This is a genomic window from Kribbella speibonae (assembly GCF_004331375.1).
Classification (GTDB): domain Bacteria; phylum Actinomycetota; class Actinomycetes; order Propionibacteriales; family Kribbellaceae; genus Kribbella; species Kribbella sindirgiensis.
This window is the reverse complement of record NZ_SJKC01000002.1, coordinates 560,289-581,902: the sequence shown is the minus strand read 5'-3', so window position 1 is coordinate 581,902 and position 21,614 is coordinate 560,289. Positions and strand designations below refer to the sequence as shown.

20 protein-coding genes are annotated in these 21,614 nt (G+C 69.5%); 14 read left to right on the top strand and 6 right to left on the bottom strand.

The window, feature by feature from the left end:
* The first annotated feature begins 18 nt into the window (after nt 1–18).
* The 4 genes from E0H92_RS16140 to E0H92_RS16125 all read left to right on the top strand — a co-directional run bounded on the left by E0H92_RS16140 (nt 19) and on the right by E0H92_RS16125 (nt 5,693).
* A complete protein-coding gene (locus E0H92_RS16140) occupies nt 19–1,839 on the top strand; it encodes a hypothetical protein (RefSeq protein ID WP_131496810.1) in 1,821 nt (606 codons plus the stop codon).
* A 36-nt stretch (nt 1,840–1,875) separates the two neighbouring features.
* Nucleotides 1,876–2,622, top strand: a complete 747-nt coding sequence (gene dapB, locus E0H92_RS16135; protein WP_131496809.1) for a 4-hydroxy-tetrahydrodipicolinate reductase — start codon at nt 1,876–1,878, stop codon at nt 2,620–2,622.
* Nucleotide 2,623: 1 nt separating this feature from the next.
* A complete protein-coding gene (locus tag E0H92_RS16130; RefSeq protein WP_131496808.1) occupies nt 2,624–3,067 on the top strand; it encodes a hypothetical protein in 444 nt (147 codons plus the stop codon).
* A 109-nt stretch (nt 3,068–3,176) separates the two neighbouring features.
* A complete protein-coding gene (locus tag E0H92_RS16125; protein WP_131496807.1) occupies nt 3,177–5,693 on the top strand; it encodes an ATP-binding protein in 2,517 nt (838 codons plus the stop codon).
* Between the two features lie 369 nt (nt 5,694–6,062).
* On the opposite strand, the gene E0H92_RS16120 is transcribed toward E0H92_RS16125, so the two are convergent.
* Both E0H92_RS16120 and E0H92_RS16115 read right to left on the bottom strand, forming a co-directional pair.
* Nucleotides 6,063–7,760 carry an alpha/beta hydrolase gene (locus E0H92_RS16120; RefSeq protein ID WP_131496806.1) on the bottom strand — a complete coding sequence of 566 codons (1,698 nt, stop codon included), beginning with the start codon at nt 7,758–7,760 and terminating at the stop codon, nt 6,063–6,065.
* Nucleotides 7,761–7,865: 105 nt separating this feature from the next.
* Nucleotides 7,866–8,900, bottom strand: coding sequence for a Gfo/Idh/MocA family protein (locus tag E0H92_RS16115; protein WP_131496805.1), 1,035 nt, complete (start codon nt 8,898–8,900; stop codon nt 7,866–7,868).
* 86 nt (nt 8,901–8,986) lie between these two features.
* Between E0H92_RS16115 and E0H92_RS16110 the strand changes: the two genes are divergently transcribed.
* A complete protein-coding gene (locus E0H92_RS16110; protein WP_131467777.1) occupies nt 8,987–9,571 on the top strand; it encodes a TetR/AcrR family transcriptional regulator in 585 nt (194 codons plus the stop codon).
* A gap of 21 nt (nt 9,572–9,592) precedes the next feature.
* On the opposite strand, the gene E0H92_RS16105 is transcribed toward E0H92_RS16110, so the two are convergent.
* Both E0H92_RS16105 and E0H92_RS16100 read right to left on the bottom strand, forming a co-directional pair.
* A complete protein-coding gene (locus E0H92_RS16105; protein WP_238173452.1) occupies nt 9,593–10,195 on the bottom strand; it encodes a GNAT family N-acetyltransferase in 603 nt (200 codons plus the stop codon).
* A gap of 18 nt (nt 10,196–10,213) precedes the next feature.
* The gene (locus E0H92_RS16100; RefSeq protein ID WP_238173451.1) at nt 10,214–11,398 is read right to left on the bottom strand and encodes a DUF418 domain-containing protein; all 1,185 of its coding nucleotides are present in this window, start codon (nt 11,396–11,398) and stop codon (nt 10,214–10,216) included.
* Nucleotides 11,399–11,561: 163 nt separating this feature from the next.
* On the opposite strand from E0H92_RS16100, the gene paaA reads away from it, so the two are divergent.
* The 6 genes from paaA to E0H92_RS45495 are packed head-to-tail and all read left to right on the top strand — an operon-like array spanning nt 11,562 to nt 15,682.
* Entirely contained in the window at nt 11,562–12,470 is a 909-nt protein-coding gene (paaA, locus tag E0H92_RS16095; RefSeq protein WP_131467781.1) for a 1,2-phenylacetyl-CoA epoxidase subunit PaaA, read from the top strand.
* Nucleotides 12,467–12,745: a 1,2-phenylacetyl-CoA epoxidase subunit PaaB gene (gene paaB, locus E0H92_RS16090; RefSeq protein WP_130379720.1), complete on the top strand. Its 279-nt coding sequence runs from the start codon at nt 12,467–12,469 to the stop codon at nt 12,743–12,745. Before paaA ends, paaB begins: the two co-directional genes overlap by 4 nt.
* Nucleotides 12,742–13,491 carry a 1,2-phenylacetyl-CoA epoxidase subunit PaaC gene (gene paaC, locus E0H92_RS16085; protein ID WP_131496803.1) on the top strand — a complete coding sequence of 250 codons (750 nt, stop codon included), beginning with the start codon at nt 12,742–12,744 and terminating at the stop codon, nt 13,489–13,491. Before paaB ends, paaC begins: the two co-directional genes overlap by 4 nt.
* The gene (paaD, locus tag E0H92_RS16080; RefSeq protein WP_131496802.1) at nt 13,485–13,952 is read left to right on the top strand and encodes a 1,2-phenylacetyl-CoA epoxidase subunit PaaD; all 468 of its coding nucleotides are present in this window, start codon (nt 13,485–13,487) and stop codon (nt 13,950–13,952) included. Before paaC ends, paaD begins: the two co-directional genes overlap by 7 nt.
* On the top strand, nt 13,953–15,041 hold the full coding sequence (gene paaE / locus E0H92_RS16075; RefSeq protein ID WP_131496801.1) for a 1,2-phenylacetyl-CoA epoxidase subunit PaaE: 1,089 nt from the start codon (nt 13,953–13,955) through the stop codon (nt 15,039–15,041). It begins immediately after the preceding gene.
* Between the two features lie 26 nt (nt 15,042–15,067).
* Complete coding sequence (locus E0H92_RS45495) at nt 15,068–15,682, top strand: hypothetical protein (protein WP_131496800.1); 615 nt, start codon at nt 15,068–15,070, stop codon at nt 15,680–15,682.
* Nucleotides 15,683–15,906: 224 nt separating this feature from the next.
* Here the strand turns inward: E0H92_RS45495 and argG are convergent, their stop codons facing one another.
* Nucleotides 15,907–17,340: an argininosuccinate synthase gene (gene argG, locus E0H92_RS16065; protein WP_131467791.1), complete on the bottom strand. Its 1,434-nt coding sequence runs from the start codon at nt 17,338–17,340 to the stop codon at nt 15,907–15,909.
* Nucleotides 17,341–17,408: 68 nt separating this feature from the next.
* Here argG and E0H92_RS16060 point away from each other — a divergent pair, with 68 nt between their 5' ends.
* The gene (locus tag E0H92_RS16060; RefSeq protein ID WP_338068862.1) at nt 17,409–18,272 is read left to right on the top strand and encodes a metal-dependent hydrolase; all 864 of its coding nucleotides are present in this window, start codon (nt 17,409–17,411) and stop codon (nt 18,270–18,272) included.
* Here E0H92_RS16060 and E0H92_RS16055 read toward each other — a convergent pair.
* A complete protein-coding gene (locus E0H92_RS16055) occupies nt 18,263–18,766 on the bottom strand; it encodes a hypothetical protein (protein WP_131496798.1) in 504 nt (167 codons plus the stop codon). The two genes, E0H92_RS16060 and E0H92_RS16055, sit on opposite strands and share 10 nt — an antisense overlap.
* A 229-nt stretch (nt 18,767–18,995) precedes the next feature.
* On the opposite strand from E0H92_RS16055, the gene dapA reads away from it, so the two are divergent.
* Entirely contained in the window at nt 18,996–19,910 is a 915-nt protein-coding gene (gene dapA / locus E0H92_RS16050) for a 4-hydroxy-tetrahydrodipicolinate synthase (protein WP_131496797.1), read from the top strand.
* The gene (locus E0H92_RS16045; RefSeq protein WP_131496796.1) at nt 19,907–21,601 is read left to right on the top strand and encodes a ribonuclease J; all 1,695 of its coding nucleotides are present in this window, start codon (nt 19,907–19,909) and stop codon (nt 21,599–21,601) included. Before dapA ends, E0H92_RS16045 begins: the two co-directional genes overlap by 4 nt.
* Nucleotides 21,602–21,614 lie beyond the last annotated feature (13 nt).

Sequence of the window (21,614 nt, the reverse complement as noted above, 5' to 3'; positions counted from 1 at the left end):
TGGCCTAGGGTTGCGGCCGTGATCAAGATTTCCTCGGCGGGCAGACGATTCGTGCTGCTCGCCGGGGTGATCGCCGTCGCCGGCGGGCTGGCGGCGTGGTGGATTCTGACCGCGGGACGGGCCGCGAACGAAGGTTTCGACATCACCGACGAGGGCTACTACCTGCTCTCGTACCGGTGGTGGGACAGCAATCCGCTGGCGCTGACCGGTGTGCAGTATCTGTACGGCCCGGTGTTCGAGTGGTTCGGGTACGACATCGTGAAGCTCCGGTTCTTCCGGCTGTTCACGGTGGTCGTCGTCCACGTCCTGTTCGGGTACAGCTTCATGCGGTGGCTGCGCGGGCGGCGACCTGGGCTGCCGCCGACCCGCCTGTGGGAGGCCGCGGGCACGATGGTCGTGCTCGCCGCGGGCGGGATGTGTTACAGCTGGCTGCCGCAATCGCCCGGCTACAACGATGTGGTACTGCTCGGTGCGCTCACGCTGGTGTCCTGCGTGTTGTGGATGGCGACCGCGGTCGACCGCGGTACGCCGGTTCCGTTCTGGATCCTCGTCGCCGCCGGCCTGGTGATCGGCGTGATGGTGCTGGCCAAGTGGACCTCGGTCGTGGTGATCGGGCTGATCGTGATCACCGCGGTGGTCGTCCTGGCCGGTCAGGGCGGCCGAGCCGTTGCCCGCGGCATCCTTTTCGCGCTCGGCGGCCTGGCCGTCGTCGCGCTCGTCGTACAGCTCTTCGTGGTGCGGCTGAACGTCGCGGTGCCGGGGATCCTCGACGTCAACAGGTTCATCGCCGGTACGTCGTACTCGCCCGCCGAGCTCCTCCAGCTGTACTGGTCGAGCACGATGAAGCTGATCGGTCAGACACTGATCGCGCACGGCCTGCTGCTCCTCGCAACGGCCGTCGCGGTCATCGCCCGCTGGCGCCGGATCCGGATCGCCGCCGCGATCTTCGCGCTGGCGGCGCTGGCCCTGTCCGTCCGGCGGGTCGTCGTCGACGACGGCGCGGTCGGAGGCTCGCAGCACATCCCGATGTACGCCGAGACGCTGCTGGCCGCCGTACTGGTCGCAGTCGTGGCCGCGGCCGGCGCCGTGATCGCGGGTCGCGCCGGCGTCACGCCCCGCTCGCGGTTGAGCCGCGAGAACACGCGGACCTGGGTGATTCTGGCGCTGCTCGTGCTGCTGCCGCTCGTGCAGGCGTTCGGTACGAACACTCCGCTCTTCACGATCGGCTTCAACGCGTTCGCCGCGTGGGCAGCGGTCATGATCGCCGTACTGACCGGGATCTGGGCGGCCCCGATCGTCGCGCGGGTGACGGTCGGACTGGTGCTGACCGGCTCCCTGGTCGCGACCGCGACGATCGCGTACACCGGCCTGTTCCGGTACCCGTACCGCTCCGTCGGCCACTCGCAACTGACCGCGGCCGCGACGATCCCCGCGCTGGAGGGTATGTACCTGTCGCAGCCGGCCGAGGAGAACTTCAGCCGCCTGGCCGCCGACCTCCGTCCGTACACCGAGCCGCCCGGGCGGCCGATGCTCGCCTACGACAAGATGGCCGGCCTGGTCCTGATGCTCGGCGGCCGCCCGCTCGGCGAGGCCTGGATCGCCCCGAAGGAACGTGAGCGGACCGCGGCCGGTGTCGAGGAGGTCTGCCGGCACGAGCACCCGTCGAGGCCGCCGCTGGTCATCCTGAACCGGGAGATCTCCGACCTGGAGATCAACGCCCTGCACAGCTGCGGGCTGGACTTCCGCGCCGACTACGAGCAGCTGGCGCCCGCCCGCGAGACGATCGGCCTGGAGATCTGGATCCCCAAGGCCGAGCGACCCGCCCCAGCCACCGGATGAGATCCTGTTCTCCACGTTCGAACGGGAAGGTGTCGCATGATCAAGGTCGGTGTCCTGGGGGCCAAGGGCAGGATGGGCGCTCAGACGTGCCTCGCGGTCGAGGAGGCCGCCGACTGTGAGCTGGTCGCGCAGCTCGACCAGGGCGACACGCTCGACGCGCTGACCGAGGCCGGTGCCGAGGTCGTCGTCGACTTCACCCGGCCCGAGGTCGTGATGGACAACCTGGCCTGGTGCGTCGAGCACGGTATCCACGCGGTGGTCGGCACCACCGGCTTCGACGACGAGCGGCTCGCGGCGCTGCGCGGGTTCCTGGAGAAGTCGCCGGAGACCGGCGTACTGATCGCGCCGAACTTCTCGATCGGCGCCGTGCTGATGATGCAGTTCGCCGCGAAGGCCGCGCCGTACTACGAGTCGGTCGAGATCGTCGAGCTGCACCACCCGGACAAGGTGGACGCTCCGTCCGGCACGGCGCGTCGTACGGCGGAGCTGATCGCGGACGCGCGCCGCGAGGCGGGGTCCGCGCCGATCCCGGACGCCACCACGACGGCGCTAGACGGCGCCCGGGGAGCGGACGTCGACGGGATCCGGGTGCACGGCGTCCGGCTGCGCGGCCTGATCGCGCACCAGGAGGTGCTGTTCGGCGACGAGGGCGAGACGCTGACGATCCGGCACGACTCGATGGCCCGGGTCTCGTTCATGGCCGGCGTCCTGCTCGGCGTCCGGCGGATCGGCGGCGCACCCGGCCTGACGGTCGGACTCGAGCACTTCATGGACCTCAGCTGACATGAAAGCCAAGCAGACCGCCTTCGTGCTGGCGGTCGTGTTCGTCGCGTACGCCGTGCTGATCGGCTGGCGGGGCGTGCTGCTGGTCAAGGTCGGTACGCCGGTCGCGGTCGGGCTCGGCCTCGCGGTCCTGGTCATCCCGGTGATCGGCGCGTACCTGGTCTGGCGCGAGATCCAGTTCGGGCGCCGGACCGAGGCGCTGGCCCGCGAACTGGAGGCGGCCGGCGGTCTGCCGGTCGACGATCTGCCGCGCCGGCCGTCCGGCCGGGTGGACCGGGCCGCCGCGGACGAGGCCTTCGGGCGGTACCGGTCGGAGGCGGAAGCGGCCCCCGACGACTGGCGGGTGTGGTTCCGGCTGTCGACGGCGTACGACGCCGCGGGGGACCGGAAACGGGCCCGGGAGGCGATGCGCACCGCCATCGCGCACCACGATCGGACCGCATGAGTTCCGCGGCAGTTCGCCGGGATAACTGACAAGCGGGTGTGGAACGCGATATTTTCGCTGGTACGTGGCAGCCGCCACGTAAAGGTCGGAGACTGGGTGGGGCCGTCCTGTGCCATCAGACGGATCTCGCCGCGGCACGGGCGACGGACAAGGAGCTGGGTTCGGCGGACTACTGCGCCGGCACCGACGGGAGGCGGGGCTGTCGCAGGAAGCGTTGGCCGAACGCGCCGGTCTCAGCGTCGACGCGATCGCGGCGTTGGAGCGAGGACGCCGGCGCGCGCCGCGGGCGCAGACGTTGCGGCTGCTCGCGGACGCCCTGCGGCTCGGTGAGCCGGAGCGGTCCCTGCTGTCCGCGGAGGCGCGCAAGGAGGCGGGAGCTGCACGCCTGCCGATGCGGCAGCCGCCGGTTCCGGCCAACGAGCTGATCGGGCGGACGACCGAGCTGACCGCGACGACGCGCGTGCTGGGGCAGCATCTGACGCGGCTGCTGACCTTGACCGGTCCGGGCGGGGTCGGCAAGACCCGGCTCACCCTGGCCCTCGCGGCCGATGTGGCGGACAACTTTCGCGACGGCGTCTGCTGGGTGCCACTCGCGTCGGTGACCGACCCCGCGGCCGTCGCGCCCCTGGTCGCCACGTCGATCGGCATGCATCTGCTGGAGAGCACGCGGCTGCTCGAGGAGATCGCCGAGCAGATCGGCCGGAGCACGATGCTGCTGGTGTTCGACAACTGCTCACACCTGGTCGCGACGGTCGGACAGGTCTGTTCGACCCTGCTCGAGTACTGCCCGAACCTGTCGATCCTCGCGTCCAGCCGCGAACTGCTGCGGCTGCCGGGCGAGAGTGTGTACGTCGTTCCCGCGCTGGCCCTGCCGCACGACGAGGACCGGGTGGCGTCGTCGGAAGCGGTGCGGCTGTTCGTCGAACGCGCCACCGCGCGCGGCTACGACCCGACCGGCGAACTCGATCAGGTCGCGCGCGTGGTCCGCCGCCTGGAGGGTATGCCGCTCGCGATCGAGCTGGCCGCGGCGCGGACGAACGTGATGACGATCGAGGAACTGGCGGACGAGCTCGAGACGTCGTTCACCATCCTGGCCGGCGGCCCGCGCACCGCGTCACCTCGCCAGCAGTCGATGTACGGCGCGATCGAGTGGAGCCACGCACTGCTCAGCGAGGCCGAGCGGGAGGTGTTCGCCCGGCTGTCGGTGTTCGCGGGCGGCTGGACCCTGGGCGCCGCCGCTGCGGTGATGCCCGGTGGCGCGAGCCGGGTCGAGGCCTTGGACCTCATCGGGCGGCTGGCCGACAAGTCGCTGATCCGGGTGGTCAGGCGAGACGGCGTCGCACGGTACTACATGCTCGCCGTGATCCGGGAGTTCGCAGCCGATCGCCTGCGGGCCACCGGACAGACGGAGGAGGCAGCCGAGCGGCACGCGCAGTACTTCGTCGGCTTGGCCGAGGACTCGCAGAGCCACCTGCGCGGACCGGAGCAGGGGGAGTGGCTCGACCGGTTGGACCGTGAACTGCCGAACCTGCGAGCCGCGATGGCGTGGGCACTGCGGACCAGCTCGGTCGACGAGGCACTGCGTCTGGCCGGTGGGCTGTGGCTGTTCTGCTACCTCCGCGGGCACTACGCCGAGGGAGGTCAGTGGCTCGAACGGGCCTTGCAACTCGGCGACTCGGTGCCGCCCGAACGGATCGCGGAGCTCGCGCCGGTGTGCGCCCAGGCGAACCTTGGCGCCGGCACGCTGGCCTTCCTCCAGTGCGAGTACGACGCCGCGACCGAGCGCCTGCAGACGGCCCTGCGGCAGTACAAGGAACTCGGCGACAAGGCCGGTACCGCGTTGGTGCTGCAGCGGCTCGGCGGCGTCGCCCGCGAACGCGGCGACTACGGGGCGGCCGAGGACCTGCACTGCGAGAGCTTCGACCTGTACGAGAGCGTCGGCGACCGGTCCGGGATGGCCTGGGCGCAGAACCATCTCGGCTTCGTGGCCTGGCTCCGCGGCGATCTCGAGGTCGGCGCGCGCCGGTGCCGGCGGGCCCGGGACAGCTTCCGGGCCGTCGGTGACGGCGAGGGACTCGCCTGGTCACTGATCAGCCTCGGCGCGATCGCGCAGTACGGCGGTGAGCTGGTCGAGGCCGAGGACCTGTTGCAGGAGAGTCTCGCGCTGTCGCAACGGCTCGGTTACCGCGAGGGCGTCGCCTGGTCGCTGAACCAGCTCGGCATCGTCGAACGCCGGCGTGGCCTGACCGACCGCGCCGTCCACCTGCTCGACGAAAGCCTGGCCGAGCATCGTGATCTGGGGGACCGGTGGCGGTCGGCGAGTGTGCTCGAGGAGCTGGCCGCCGTCGCACAGCAACGCGAACGCAGCGAGTACGCCGCGTTCCTGCTCGGTGCGGCCGACGGGGTTCGTGAGGTGATCCGCGCGCCGGTGCCGGAGATCGAGAAGGCCGGTTGCGCGGCCACGCGAGCCGCGGTCGAAGCGTCACTCGAGCGCCGGGCCTTCCGGGCCGCCTGGTCGGCCGGGCTCGCGGCGCCGCTGGCCGCGGTCGCGGACGGTTACCCGCCGCGCGAACCGGCGGCGGACCCGGGCTCGGCGGCTGCCGAGCGGAGCCGGGACTGGTTCTGAGCGGGCGTGCCTCGCGGAGCACCACGACCTGGGGGATCGACGATGCCCCGCGAGGGATCTGAGGGCGCGGATCCAGATTCGTGGCCCGGCCGGCTGTGTCCTCTGTCTGACCCCCCAGGCAGTCCCCCCACCTCACAGCCGGCCGAAGCCACGTCGGCGATGGTCACCGTCGTCGAGCCCTCCCAGTCGACGTCCGGGTCCTCCGCGCTTCCTCAAGGTTGCCGTGATCACGCTGCGTCGCACAGGGACGGAACCCTGACATCGCCCTGACAAATTTGTCCTGACAACGAAATCCCCGGCCGGATTTCGCCGACCGTGACCGCGAACTGCCGGTCCGTAGGTGAATTCCGGCCGGATTTCAAACGCTCGTTACGGCAGATATCCGGAAACGGCTTTGGTGAATCCGGCGATCTTCCGTAACGGGGCACCCTCGGTCTCGTCGAAGTCCGGCTCCACGGCCTCCGGAGCCGGAATGCCCTCGCCGGCACAGCTGACGTCCTTGGCCGGCGCGACCCCGGTGGTGAGGAACGTGTTGACGATCCGGTCGGCGCAGTGGTTCACGCCGCCGTACACGCCGTGGTCGCCCTCGCCCGTGACGGTCAGCAGCCGCGAACCGGCGTACCGGCTGTGAGCTGCCGCGGCGAGGCTGTAGCTGGTCGCCGGGTCGTGCACGGACTGCACCATCAGCGTTGTGGGCAAGCCTTTGCCGGTCGGTGTCGGCATCGTCAGGTTCGGGCGGTCCCAGTAGAAGCAGGGGTTCTCGGTCATCGTCCAGCCGACGAGCGGGAAGTGCGGACCGAGGCGCGCGGCGAGCTGTTCGCCGTACTCGCGGCCTTGCGGCCAGGCCGTGTCGTTGCAGGTGACAGCGGTGAACGTCGCGTCCTCGGCGTCGTCCTCGCCGAGCGTCCGGAGCCCGACGGGCGAGCGGCCGGCGCGTTCCACGAGTTGCTGCTGGCGAGTTTTCGAGAGCGTGTCGACGTGGCGTTGTGCGGCCCGCGGACCGCCCTTTACCTGGGCCGCGGAAAGGTCATGGAGAAAGAGCAGGTCGGCCGCGAGAGAATGGAAATCGCGCTTCGAGTACATATCCCCGGTCACCATCAGGTCGAGGGTGTTCTCGTCGTACCTGACGTTGACCGCGCCGTCCAGGAACTCCTCGGTCGCGGGGCGCTCCTTGAGGCTCCGTCGTAACCGTTCGTACAGGCGGATGACCGCACCCGGTGACGAGCCGAGCCGCAGCTGGTCGTCGTACTTGGCCGCCCACGGCGCGAAGTCCTCGCGGAACCGCCGCTCGAACGCCTGCGGCTGGCTGACGAACGTGTCCAGCCAGCCTTTGGTGAAGTCCGTGTTCGAGTCCAGCACGAAGCGGCCGACGTGCTCGGGGAAGTAGGTCTGGTAGTACGCCCCGAGCCAGGTGCCGCCGGAGTACCCGATGTAGTCGATCGTGTCGAAGCCGAGCAGCCGGCGGATCAGGTCCATGTCCTGCACCGTCTGCGCGGTGGTGATGTAGGGGAGGAGGCCGCGGGACTGCTGGTCGCAGTACGTCTGCGTCATCTCCGAGGCCTCGGAGATCAGGTCGCGGGTCGCGGGATCGCGGTCGCGCGCGTCCATCGTGTAGCCGGGGGCGCCGTCGCAGCTCACGTTCGAGCTGCCGCCGGTGCCGCGTGGGTCGAAGCCGACGGCGAGGTGGTCCTTGGCGAGCGGCGCCTGGCTCGCGAGGTACGGCGCCATCCCGAGCCCGGCGCCGCCGGGCCCGCCGGGGTTGCCGAACACGACCCGGGTCGGCTTGCCTTTGGCCGGTGCAACCTTGCTGACCGCGATCTGCAGGTCGTTCCCTGTGTACTGATTGGCCCAGTCCCGCGGAACGGTGATCTTCGCGCAGTACGTGCGGAGCTCGGCGTCACCACACTCGACCCACTGCGGTTTCTGCTTCAGGTACTTCTTCGCCACCTGATGCGGCTTGTCGACGACGGTCGCTGCTTGCATCGACGCGGTCGCCCCTGAGCCGGGCACGACGAGAACAGCGGCAACGGACAGCCCAAGCCCGACGGCGAGGGGAAGGTACTTCATGCAAACTCCAGGCGAGTCGCCACGCGTGATCGGTCCGTGACAATCTGTCATGTACGCCGCGAGGCGTCGAACACCACCCCCGGCTTGTCGCCGATCCGCCGTGTGCTATTCGGTGAGCGCGGCCTGGAGCAGTCGGTGGATGCGGACGCCGGCGCCGAACGTCGGCGCGTTGCCGGTGGCGATCTGCTGGTAGAGCCGCGCCACGCTCGCGGGCTCCGGGAGCAGGTCCGCCGTGGTGCGGTACCGGTCCGGGATCCGGAGCGGCTCGCCGTCACGCCGTACGGCGTACTCGGAGATCTGGAGCTGGGTGGCCGAGGGGTCGGCGGCCGGAATCGAGTCGACGACCAGCGATCCCTCGGTGCCGCTGATCTCCAGGCGGCTCGCGGGGACGCCGGCCTCGCCGTCGTGCAGATGAGCGGAGACCGCGGCACCGCTCCCGAGCTCGCCGATCAGGTCGAAGGTGTCGGGCGCGGTGACGTCGATCGGTTCACCGGTCTCCGCGACGACATGCCGTGGATGCTGGATGGTCGCATGCCCCGTGAGCCGGCCGATCGGCCCGGCCATGTACTCGACGAGATCGAGCGCGTGGCCACCGAGGACCTGGACGAGTCCGGCGCCTGCTGCCTGGTCGTAGGTGTAGGCCGTCCAGCCCGGGACCGCCTCGGTGGAACCCTTGGATCGGGTGCTGCTCAGTCGCACCGAGGTGATCCGGCCGATCGCGCCGGCCCGGATCTCGTCCCGGGCGAACGCCATACCGGGCGAGTAGCGAGCCTGCAGGCCGACGAAGGCGCTGACGCCGCCCGCGATCCGCTCGAGCTCGATCGCCTCGTCGGCGGACAGCGCCAGCGGCCATTCGCAGTACACCTGCTTGCCGGCCGCAGCCGCCTGCCGCACGAGTTCGGCATGTGCGGACACCTTGACCGTGACGACGACCAGTTCGACCTCCGGATGCCGGACGAGCTCGCTCGCGTCCGCGAACGCCAGCGGTACGCCGAAGACCTCGCCGGCCTGCCGTGCGGACTCGGGCCGGCTGGTGCCGACCGCGACCAACTCGAAGTCGTCGAGGGCCCGCAGCGCCGGGATGTGGGCCCGCATCGCCCAGCCCCGGTCCGGGCTCGCTCCGATGATTCCGACGCGCACGCTCGTCCTCCAGTCTAAGCGGACTCCTTCCGTCCGCTTTCACCATGATGCTAACCGGACGCCTCAAGTCCGGTTAGGCTGGGGGCATGGAGAGCGTGGTGGACCGGTTGCTCGACGGCCTTGCGCCGCGAGCGGACGCCCGGCGGAACGTCGAGCGGCTGGTGGCGGCGGCCCGGACCGCGGTCGACGAGGTCGGGACCGCGGTGACCGCGCACGAGATCGCCCGGCGGGCAGGGGTCGGTATCGGCACGTTCTACCGCCGCGTCCCGTCCCGCGAGGCGCTGCTCGAGGCTGTCCTCGCGGGCGCGATCGACGAGATGACCGAGCTCGCCCGGGTCGCGCGCGCCGCCGACGAGCCGTGGCCGGCTTTCAGTGCCTTCGCCGCGGACTACGTTCGGCTGCGCGCGACCAGTTGCGGGCTGAACGAGGCCCTCGGGGGTGCGGGCGGGCTTGCGCTGTCCGGCCGCATCGACGAGTTCCGCAAGGAGTTCCGCGCGCTGGTCCGGCGCCTGCAGGTGGCCGGCGTACTCCGGCAGGGTCTGACGTACCGCGATGTGGCGTTCGCACTGGCCGGTGTCGTCCCGCAGACGCGGACGCTGGGGATGACTGCCGGTCAGGCGCAGTGGCGTACGACGCTGCGGATCGTGCTGGACGGGATCCGCGCGTCCTGACCTACGCTGACCGCCCCGGACCTACTCTGTGCCGGGGTCGGTGTGCAGGCGGATCTGCTTGATGCGGACGGACTCGTCGCCGTAGAGGTCGAGTTCGCGGTGGGCGCCGTCGGGGCCCCAGCCGGATTCGGTGTAGAAGGCGCGGAGCACGTCGTCGGTCGAGTTGACCCAGACGGTGACCCGGCGGAAACCGTCGGCGCGGATCGTGTCGACGACGGCGTTCAGCAGACGCGAGCCGTGGCCGGCGCGGGTCGCCTCGGGGCTGACGGCCAGCTCGGCGATCAGGGCGTCGCGTTGCGGGTCGGCGTCCGGGTCGTCGGACGGTGTGATGGCCGCGAAGCCGACCAGCGTCCGGCCGGCCAGTGCGACCATCACCCGGTTCCGCGCCTCGCCCGGAGCGACCAGCGCGGCCCGCCACTGCGCCGCGAACTGCGCGGGGTTCAGATCGGCGAGGACATCGGCCGGCAGCAGCCCGGCGTACGACGTACGCCAGGCCGCGACCTGGATCTCGCCGATCTCGTTGGCCTCTGCGGGCAGTGCGAGGCGAACACTCGTCTCGGCCACCGGGGTATCGCCTGACAGATCCGAGAGGTTGGCGGGTTCCGGTACGCCGAAGTCACTCATGACCGCCATCCTCCCAAGTCAGTAGACGAGCTTGCGCAGCAGGGTCTCGGCCGGGCCGCGGTACGAACGCCGGCTCATCGCGTACGCCCCGGCGACCGAGACGACCCAGACGCCGATCGCGACCAGCGCCGCGGTGTACGCCGTACTTCCGAACCGCAGGTCCAGCGCGAACGGGGCCAGCAGGATCATCCACGAGACCGACTGGAACAGGTACCCGGACAGCGACCGCTGACCCAGCGCGGAGATCGCGCGGACCGGCAGCGACAGCGTGCGGATCCGCAGGACGAGCAGGCCGAACAGAGCGACGTACCCAGGGCCGCCGAACATGCCGGACACGTGGGACAGCAGGCTCAACGCGTCCACCGCGCTCTTGTCGACGTGCATCCAGCCGGCTCCGACCAGTGCCAGCGGCAGGCCGCCCACAACGGTGATGCCGAGACCGCCGACGGCCACTCGCGTGAGGAGGGTCTTGTGGGCGCCCGGGTTCTCCAGGATCTGCTTGCGGGCGGCCCAGATACCGAGCCAGACGATCATGATGAAGGGGATGACGCTCGCGGTGTGCAGTGGGTACTCGTGCAGCCGGTCGACCATGCTGCCCAGGTACGACGATGCGGCCAGCGATGGGTTCGGGGAGTTCGTCAGCGCGTGCGCCGGGCCGGAGCTGTTGACGACGGCGAGCGCGGCGCGGGCTCCGATGAAGAGGACCTCGACGGCCATCAACGCCCAGATCGCGAGCACGATCCGGTGGAACTTGTCGCCGCGGTTCAGTAGGAACAGCGTGCAGATGATGCCGACGACGCCGTACGCACCGAGGAAGTCGCCGAAGTACAGCAGCGTCGCGTGGACGAGACCGAAGCCGATCAGCCAGGCGTTGCGCTTGAGCAGGATCCGCCGGACGGCGCCGGGGGTGGCGCCCGAGGAGCGCTGCCGCCGGAACAGCTGCACGAGGCCGTAGCCGAACATCACCGCGAACACCGGATAGGCCCGGGCGTCGACGAAGGTGAGTTTGAGGAGGTTCAGGATGCGTTCGAAGCCGTGCGGCGCGCTCTCCACGCCGGGCTGGCCGGCGAACGCGAAGTTGGCGCTGTTCGCCAGGCCGATCAGCAGCAGCATCGCGCCGCGGATCAGGTCGGGTGCGAGCGCACGTTCCTTACCGGTGACCGGTCCGCGATGGTCGACGGCCGGGGCGACAGTTGTAGTCACGGGAGGATCTCCAAAACTGTTTAGGTCTTGAACTGTTGCTTCGATCCTCCCGGCCGCGGGCCGCCGCACCCAGCGTCCTGAACCCACTCCCGGGGTAGGGCTACGACCACCTTTGTGACACCTGTTGTTGATTCTGAGAAAAAGTGTCACATATGCTGTCGGTATGGACTTCCAGGCGACCATCGACGCCGACGGCCGGATCGAGCCGCGGGACGCGATGCCGGACGGGTACCGCAAGACCCTGATCCGGCAGATCGCGCAGCACGCGCACTCCGAGATCATCGGCATGCAGCCCGAGGGCAACTGGATCAGCCGCGCGCCGTCGCTGCGCCGCAAGGCGATCCTGATGGCGAAGGTGCAGGACGAGGCCGGCCACGGTCTGTACCTGTACGCCGCCGCGGAGACGCTCGGCGTGGACCGCGCGGACCTGCTCGACCTGCTGCACAGCGGGAAGCAGAAGTACTCCAGCATCTTCAACTACCCGACGCTGACCTGGGCCGACATCGGCGCGATCGGCTGGCTGGTCGACGGCGCCGCGATCGTCAACCAGGTCCCGCTCTGCCGCTGCTCGTACGGGCCGTACGCGCGGGCCATGGTCCGGGTCTGCAAGGAGGAGTCGTTCCACCAGCGGCAGGGGTTCGAGATCCTGCACACGCTGTCGCAGGGCACTCTCGAGCAGAAGGCCATGGCTCAGGATGCGCTGGATCGCTGGTGGTGGCCGTCGCTGATGATGTTCGGCCCGCCGGACGCGGCGTCGACGCATTCGGAGCAGTCGATGGCGTGGGGGATCAAGCGGCACAGCAACGACGAGCTGCGGCAGCGGTTCGTGGACATGACCGTGCCGCAGGCCGACGTACTCGGGCTGCGGGTCCCTGACGATGGCCTGGTCTACGAGGACGGGCACTACCGGTTCACCGAGCCCGACTACACCGAGCTTTACGACGTGGTGAAGGGCAACGGCCCGTGCAACCAGCAGCGGCTGTCCCATCGCGTGAAGGCGCACGAGGACGGCGCCTGGGTGCGCGAGGCGGCGGCCGCCTATGCCGCGAAGAAGGAGGCTCGCGCCGCATGATCGAGCCACTGTGGGAGGTCTTCGTCCGATCGCGCCGCGGGCTGTCGCACACGCATGTCGGCAGTCTGCATGCGCCCGACGCGACGATGGCGTTGCGGAACGCGCGGGACGTCTACACGCGCCGGCAGGAGGGCGTGTCGATCTGGGTGGTGCGGGCGTCCGACATCACCGCGTCCTCGCCGGACGAGAAAGACGAGTTCTTCGACCCGGCCGGCGACAAGGTGTACCGGCACCCGACGTTCTACGAGGTCCCGGAAGGTGTCGAGCACCTGTGAGCGACCTCTTCGCCGCGGATTTGTCCAAGTACGTACTCCGCCTTGGTGACGACGCGCTGGTCTCCGCGCAGCGCACCGGCGAGTGGATCGCGGCCGCGCCGCAGCTCGAGGAAGACGTTGCGCTCGGCAACATTGCGCTCGACCAGCTCGGACAGGCGCGCTCCCTGCTGCAGTACGCCGGCTCGCTCGACGGCCGCACCGAGGACGACCTCGCGTACTTCCGGGACGAGCGCGAGTTCCTGAACGTGCAGCTGTGCGAGCTGCCGAACGGCGACTTCGGTTTCGCGATGGCACGGTTGCTGTACTTCGCGACGTACCAGCATCTGCTGTACGACGAGCTCCGGTCGTGTGCCGACGAGACGCTCGCGGGCGTGGCGGGGAAGGCGGTCAAGGAGGTCGCGTACCACGTCGACCATGCGACGCAGTGGGTGCTGCGGCTGGGCGACGGGACCGAGGAGAGCCATCGGCGGATGCAGGCCGGGCTGGACGCGCTGTGGCCCTACACCGCGGAGCTCTTCGAGTCCGACGCGTTGGTGCAGCGGCTGGATGCCGCGGTCGACCCGTCGACCTTGCACGACGCGTGGAGCGACCGCGTGCTGGCCGTGATCGACGAGTCAACGTGTGAGCGGCCTTCGTCCTCGTACCAGCACTCCGGTGGTCGGTCGGGTCGTCATACCGAACACATGGGTTATCTGCTGGCCGAGCTGCAGCACGTCGCGAGATCCCACCCGGGTGCGACATGGTGACCGACGAAGCGATCTTCGAGGCCGTCGGCGAGGTCGCGGATCCGGAGGTGCCGGTCCTCACGATCGCGGACCTCGGCGTACTGCGCGGCGTCCGGCACGAGGGTGACGAGGTCGTCGTGACGATCACCCCGACGTACTCCGGCTGTCCCGCCATGGACCTGATCCGCCACGAGGTCGAACTGACCCTGCAGTCGCTGCACGTCCACGGACGGGTCGAGACGGTCCTGTCGCCGGCCTGGACAACCGACTGGATGACCGACGCGGGCAAGACCAAGCTGACCGAGTACGGCATCGCCCCGCCATCCAGCACCGGACCGGTCCTGCTGCAGTTGAGCGTTCGCTGCCCGTTGTGCGGCTCGCCCAACACGTCCGAACTCAGCCGCTTCGGCTCCACGTCCTGCAAATCCCTGTGGCGCTGCAATTCCTGCCGCGAACCCTTCGATCACTTCAAGGCGATCTAGATGACGACGACAATCGCCCCCCGCCGCCGCGCGACCTTCCACTCGTTGAAGGTCGCCGCGATCGAGTCCGTCACCGACGACTCGGTCGCGATCACCTTCGCCGTACCACCGGACCTCGCGGACGCGTACGAGTTCACCGCTGGCCAGCACCTGACGATCCGCCGCGCCGGAGAAGAGGTACGTCGCAGCTACTCGATCTGCTCGCCCGCGGGATCGGGCGTGCTGCGGATCGGCGTGAAGCGGCTCCCCGGCGGCGAGTTCTCGTCGTACGCCGCCAAGGACCTGAAGGTCGGCGACGAACTCGAGGTGATGACCCCGCTCGGCCGCTTCGGTACGACGTTCGACGCCGCGAACGCGAAGCACTACGCGTTCGTTGCCGCGGGCAGCGGAATCACGCCCGTGCTGTCGCTCGTCGCGACGGTGCTCGCGATCGAACCGTCCAGCCGGGTGACGTTGCTGTACGGCAACCGGACCGCGGGTTCGGTGATGTTCGCCGACGAGCTGGCAGACCTGAAGGACCGGTACGCCGAGCGCCTGCACCTCGTGCACGTGTTGTCGCGCGAGACGACCGAGGTGGAGCTCTTCAGCGGCCGCATCGACGCGGACCGGCTGCGGCGGATGTTCGCGACGATCCTCCCGCTGGACTCCGTCGACGAGTGGTTCCTGTGCGGCCCGTACGCGATGGTCGTCGGCGCGCAGGAACTGCTGCTGTCCGAGGGCGTGGCGCGCGAGCATGTGCACGCCGAGCTCTTCCACGTCGGCGACGAGGCTCCGAAGACGCCGGTCGAGGAGACGGCCATCGACGAGGACGCGGCCCAGGTGACGGTGATCCTCGACGGCCGCCGGTCGACGTTCCCGCTGGGGGAGCACTCGAAGGCGGTGCTGGACGCGACCCTCGCCGTACGGTCCGACGCACCGTTCGCCTGCAAGGGCGGCGTGTGCGGCACCTGCCGGGCCAAGGTCCTCGACGGCACCGTCCGAATGGACACGAACTGGGCGCTCGAGCCCGACGAAATCCGCGCCGGCTACGTCCTCACCTGCCAGTCCCACCCGACCACGCCCACAGTGACGCTCGACTTCGACGCCTGACCCCGCGAGCTGGTTCACTCCCGCGCATGACCGAACGCTTCCCTGTGCCACGTCCGATCACGACCGAGGAACGGGAGTTCGTCGCGACCGTCGAGGAGTCGATGCGGCCCGCGTTTCTCGAGGCGGTCGGCCGCGAATTCGGTCCCTACGGCCGGCCGACGGACGAGGTCGTGGAGCAGATGTCAGCCGCGGCTCCCGGGCACCGTCTGCAGACGGCCGTCGAGGCGAACATGAGCAGGAGCACTCACTTCGACGCGTTACCCGCCGAGGAGCGGTCGGCGGTCGCCGAGCAGGCCGCTCTCGTCACCGCCAAGAGGATCGACGCAAGACTGACGGTGCAGGCCGCCGACAGCCGGCTCGGCGAGCTGGTCGGCAAGGGCGCGGACCGGCTGCTCCGCGGAGAGTACGAGAAGGTGGCTCAGGAGGCCGGCGGCGAGGTCGGCCTGGTGCTCGGCGGCGCCATCAACCGAGCCCGCTTCGTCCACCAGCTCGCGGAAACCCAGCGCCATGCCGCCGCCGGCGTCACCCCACCCGGCCGCCGCCCCGAGTCCCGAACTGCCACGAGCACCCCCGACACCCCCACCACAAAACCAGCCGACCGCACCAGACCCAACCGCCCCCAACCCCACACACGCGGCTGACCTCCGCCCCTCCACCGCCCCGGCCGCCCCAGCCCGAACACCCCCGCCCCTCGCCCCAACCCCATTTGCCTGGCTGACCCACGAATTTGCCTGGCTGACCCATGACATCGGGGGTTCCTCACCCTCAATCAGGGTGCGGAACCCCCGATATCGCTGGTGAGCCAGCCAAATGGGGATGGGCGAGCGCCGAGCGGTGGGCGCCGAGTGGTGGGGCGGGGTGCGGGTCAGTCGGTGCCGGATTCCATCGCGGCGCGGTCGAGGAGTTCGTCTTCCTCGGTGGCCTCGCCGCGGGAGGCGATGGCTTCGGCGCCGCCCTTGGGGAGTTCGCCGATCAGTTCCGTGGACGACGCGAGCGCGGGGTTGGACGAGCCGAACATCCCGAGTCCGGCGTACTGCTCCAGCTTCGCGCGGGAGTCCGCAATGTCCAGGTTCCGCATGGTCAGCTGGCCGATCCGGTCGACCGGGCCGAACGCCGAGTCCTCGATCCGCTCCATCGACAGCTTGTCCGGGTGGTAGCTCAGCGCGGGCCCGGTGGTGTCGATGATCGAGTAGTCCTCGCCGCGCCGGAGCCGGAGCGTGACCTCACCGGTCACCGCCGTACCGACCCACCGCTGCAGCGACTCCCGGATCATCAGCGCTTGTGGGTCGAGCCAACGACCTTCGTACATCAGCCGTCCGAGCTTCCGGCCCTCGGTGTGGTAGCTCGCGAGGGTGTCCTCGTTGTGGATTGCGTTCACCAGCCGCTCGTACGCCGCGTGCAGCAGCGCCATCCCGGGCGCCTCGTAGATCCCGCGGGACTTGGCCTCGATGACCCGGTTCTCGATCTGGTCCGACATGCCGAGCCCGTGCCGGCCGCCGATCGCGTTCGCCTCCAGGACGAGGTCGACCGCCGTACCGAACTCCTTGCCGTTGATCGTCACCGGCCGGCCCTGCACGAACCCGATGGTGACGTCCTCGGCGGCGATCTCCACGGACGGGTCCCAGTGCGCGACGCCCATGATCGGATCGACCGTCTCCACCCCGGTGTCGAGGTGCTCGAGGGTCTTCGCCTCGTGGGTGGCGCCCCAGATGTTCGCGTCGGTGGAGTACGCCTTCTCGGTGCTGTCCCGGTACGGCAGGCCGTGCGTGACCAGCCACTCGGACATCTCCTTCCGGCCGCCGAGCTCGTGCACGAACTGCGCGTCCAGCCACGGCTTGTAGATCCGCAGCTGCGGGTTCGCGAGCAGGCCGTAGCGGTAGAACCGCTCGATGTCGTTGCCCTTGAAGGTCGAGCCGTCGCCCCAGATCTGGACGTCGTCGTCGAGCATCGCCTTGACCAGCAGGGTGCCGGTCACCGCCCGCCCGATCGGGGTGGTGTTGAAGTACGTCCGCCCGCCGGACCGGATGTGGAACGCGCCGCAGGCCAGCGCCGCGAGCCCTTCCTCGACGAGCGCGGCGCGGCAGTCCACGAGCCGGGTGATCTCGGCCCCGTACGCCGTCGCGCGGCCGGGGACCGACCCGATGTCGGGCTCGTCGTACTGCCCGAGATCAGCGGTGTACGTGCACGGGATCGCACCCTTGTCCCGCATCCACGCAACCGCAACCGACGTGTCGAGACCACCCGAGAAGGCAATCCCGACCCGCTCACCGACCGGCAAAGAAGTAAGCACCTTGGACACAGGAAAAGTATGCACCCTCCTGCATGATTATGCAAAGCGACCGGATCCCGGTGTGGTGTGTGTGACTGATGGTGCCGGTGGGGGAGGATGTACGGCGACTGGGAGGGGTGAGGCTCCGGATGATGGGGCGGTCGCATGCTTTGTCGGGGTGGTGTGCCGGGTTGGCGGTGGCGCCGCTGGTCGGGCTGACCTCGGTGGCGGAGGTGGTGCCGTTCGCGGCGGCCACGGCCGGGTACGCGCTGGTGCCGGACCTGGATCACCCGGGCGCGAGCGCATCGCGCCTGCTCGGACCGGTGACCCGGCTGGTGTCTGCCGCGGTCAGGGCGTTCTCCGGTGTGCTCTACAGCGTGACGAAGGGCCCACGCGACGAGGACAGCACCGGCAAACACCGGCACGCGACCCACACTCTCGCCGCCGCGATCCTTCTCGGCATGCTCGCCGCGAGCCTCGGCGACCGCGGCAAATGGGCGGTACTGGCAGTCGCGGTCACCGGCCTCGTCCTGGCAGCCGACGCACTGGGCGACTGGATCGTCATGGCCGTGCTGGCGGCGGTCGGCTGGTCGATCGTCAGCACGACGGGTCCAGGAACCGTCCTCCCCGGCACAGCGGCCGCCGACGCGCTACAGACGGGTCTGAGTCAGATCGGCGGCTGGATCGGCGCGGCCGTCGCCGTCGGCATGTTCGTTCACTGCCTGGGCGACAGCCTGACCCGCTCCGGCTGCCCGTGGCTCTGGCCCCTGCCGATCCGCGGCGAGACCTGGTACGAACTCCGGCTGCCGAAACCGCTCCGCTTCAGCACCGGCCACTGGTTCGAGCACGCGATCATCGTCCCGGTGCTGACCGTCGCCGCCGTACTGCTGCTGCCCGGCGGCCTGCAGGTGGTGGAGCGCCTGTTCGACGCGACCTCGGTCTGGCTTGCGGGTCAGTCCTGAGGCCGGCCGGTCAGGTACGACGGAATTCCGCCGGACTCGAGCGCGGCGGCGAACCGGCGCTGGTTGCGCTCGCCCGGCCACGCCTCCCAGAAGAACAGCGGGAGCGCGATCACCGCACCGAGCAGAACGACCCAGAAGCTGTCGGCGACGAACGCGAGCGCGACGGAGATCAGGAACACGGACTCACAGACCGCGAACCGGGTGAACGTCGACGCGGTGAAGCGGCGCCAGGATTCCGTCTGCACTTCGGCGGCCGGGCGGCTGGAGTACTCGAGCGGGGGAGTGCGGAAGCCGATCAGTTCGCAGAAGGAATACGCGCTGACCGCGGCGGCGAGCACCACCAGCAGCGGCCAGCTCGCCGGGAGTTCGCCGAGCCCGTGGGTGCCGAGCACGAACCACAGGACCAGAGTCATCATCGGGATCGCGGCGGCCATCGTGGCGCAGACCGTGGTCAGGCGCTGTTGGGCCGTGGGGGCGGTGAAGGGTGTCGACACGCCGATGACCCTAAAGCATCGGAAGCGCACCGAAATTCCAACACACTGCAGTCATTTGCTCACGGAGAGTATTTGCAGAAGTTTTTCCGGACTTTTTTGCCGGAAGCTGTAACGACTACCGGGTGGGCCCCGATAGGACGAGTGAGCCTGGTGGCTGCCCGGACCCCCGAGCGGACAGCCACCAGGCCTACCCATTTCTTCAGGGTTCGGGAGCGGTAATCTGAGGCCCATGTCCTCGCCAGCATCCACGCCCTCGCAGGCGCTGCCCTTCGGCCGTCTGACGACCGCGATGATCACCCCGTTCCGGCCCGACGGCTCCCTCGATCTGGACGCTGCCCAGAAGGTCGCGACGTACCTCGTCGACGCCGGCAACGACGCCCTGGTGCTGAACGGGACCACCGGCGAAGCGCCGACCACGTCGGACCAGGAGAAGGTCCAGATCCTCCAGGCGGTCCGCGAGGCCGTCGGCGACCGGGCCAAGCTCGTGGCCGGCGTCGGGACCAACGACACCGCGCACACGATCGAGTGCGCCAAGCAGGCCGAGGCCGCCGGCGCGGACGGTCTGCTCGTCGTCACGCCGTACTACAACAAGCCTCCGCAGGACGGGCTGCGCGCGCACTTCACCGCGGTCGCCGACGCCACCGGCCTGCCGAACATGCTGTACGACATCCCCGGCCGGGCCGGCGTCGAGATCAAGAGTGAGACGCTGATCACGCTCGCCGAGCACCCGCGGATCGTCGCCGTGAAGGACGCCAAGGGCGACATCGCCGGGACCACCAAGGTGCTGGCGAACACCGATCTGTTCTACTACTGCGGTGCCGACGAGCTGAATCTCGCCTCCCTGGCGATCGGCGCGGTCGGTATCGCGAGCGTGGTGGCCCATGTCGCGAGCCGGGAGTACCGGCAACTGATCGACGCCGTGGTGGCCGGCGACCTCGCCACCGCACAGGAAATTGATCGACGGCTGGTGCCCGCCGTCGAGACGATCATGACCAGGACCCAGGGCGCCATCATGGTGAAGGCCGCGCTCAGGCTGGCCGGCGTCATCGAGCACGCGACCCTTCGGTTGCCGCTGGTTGAGGCGACGGCCGAGCAAGTGGACCGGCTCACCACCGACTTGAAACAGGCAGGACTGATTGCATGAGCCATCCCCATCCAGATCTCTCCGCGCCCGGACCTCTCGCTCCGGGCGCTTTGCGGGTCATCCCGCTCGGCGGCCTCGGCGAGGTCGGCCGGAACATGACCGTGTTCGAGTACGACGGCAAGCTGCTGATCGTGGACTGCGGCGTACTCTTCCCGGACGAGAACCAGCCCGGCGTGGACCTGATCCTGCCGGACTTCGAGCCGATCCGGGACCGTCTCGACGACGTCGTCGCGGTCGTCCTGACACACGGCCACGAGGACCACATCGGCGGGTTGCCCTACCTGCTGCGTGAGCGGGGCGACATCCCGGTGGTGGGATCGCAGCTCACGCTCGCGCTGCTCGAGGGCAAGCTGAAGGAGCACCGGCACCGCAACGTGCCGCAGCAGACCGTGGTCGAGGGCGAGAAGCTCCAGATCGGGCCGTTCGTCTGCGAGTTCGTCGCGGTCAACCACTCGATCCCGGACGCGCTCGCGGTCGCGATCAAGACGCCGGCCGGCGTGGTGCTGCACACCGGTGACTTCAAGATGGACCAGCTGCCGCTGGACAACCGGATCACCGACCTGCGCGCGTTCGCGCGGCTCGGCGAGGAAGGCGTCGACCTGTTCATGGTCGACTCCACGAACTCCGAGGTGCCCGGCTTCACCACCCACGAGCGCGATATCGCGCCGGTGCTGGACCGGGTGTTCACCAAGGCGAAGAACCAGCGCATCATCGTCGCCTGTTTCGCCTCGCACGTGCACCGCGTCCAGCAGGTGATGGACGCCGCGGTGAAGCATCACCGCAAGGTCGCGTACGTCGGCCGCTCGATGGTCCGCAACATGGGCGTGGCCCGGGACCTCGGCTTCCTGAACGTGCCCGGCGACACGCTGATCGACATGCGCGACCTGGACAACTACCCGCCGGAGCAGGTGGTGCTGGTGTCCACCGGTTCGCAGGGCGAGCCGATGTCGGCGCTGTCCCGGATCGCCGCGAACGACCACAACGTCGTACATCTCCAGCGGGGTGACACCGTCGTACTGGCGTCCTCGCTGATCCCCGGCAACGAGAACTCGGTGTATCGGGTGATCAACGGCCTGATCCGGCACGGCGCGAACGTGATCCACAAGGGCAACGCGCTGGTGCACGTGTCCGGTCACGCGAGCGCGGGCGAGCTGTTGTACTGCTACAACATCGTGAAGCCGCGCAACGTCATGCCGGTGCACGGCGAGGTCCGGCACCTGCACGCGAACGCGGACCTGGCGGTGCAGACCGGCGTACCGCGGGAGAACGTGGTCGTCGTCGAGGACGGTGTGGTGGTCGACCTGATCGACCGCAAGGCCGTGGTGGCCGGCAAGGTGGACTGCGGGTATGTGTTCGTGGACGGCTCGACCGTCGGCGACATCACCGAGACCTCGCTGAAGGACCGCCGGATCCTCGGGGACGAGGGCTTCATCTCGGTGATCGCGGTGATGGACTCGGTGACCGGCAAGCTGACCGCCGGCCCGGAGATCCAGGCCCGCGGGTTCGCCGAGGACGACACCGTGTTCGACGACCTGAAGCCGAAGATCGAGGCGGAGATCGAGAAGGCGATCGGCAGCGGGCTGGACGACATGTACCAGCTGCAGCAGGTGATCCGCCGGGTTGTCGGCAAATGGGTCAGCGACACCCACCGCCGCCGCCCGATGATCATTCCGGTCGTGGTCGAAAGCTAGTCACCCGGTGTAA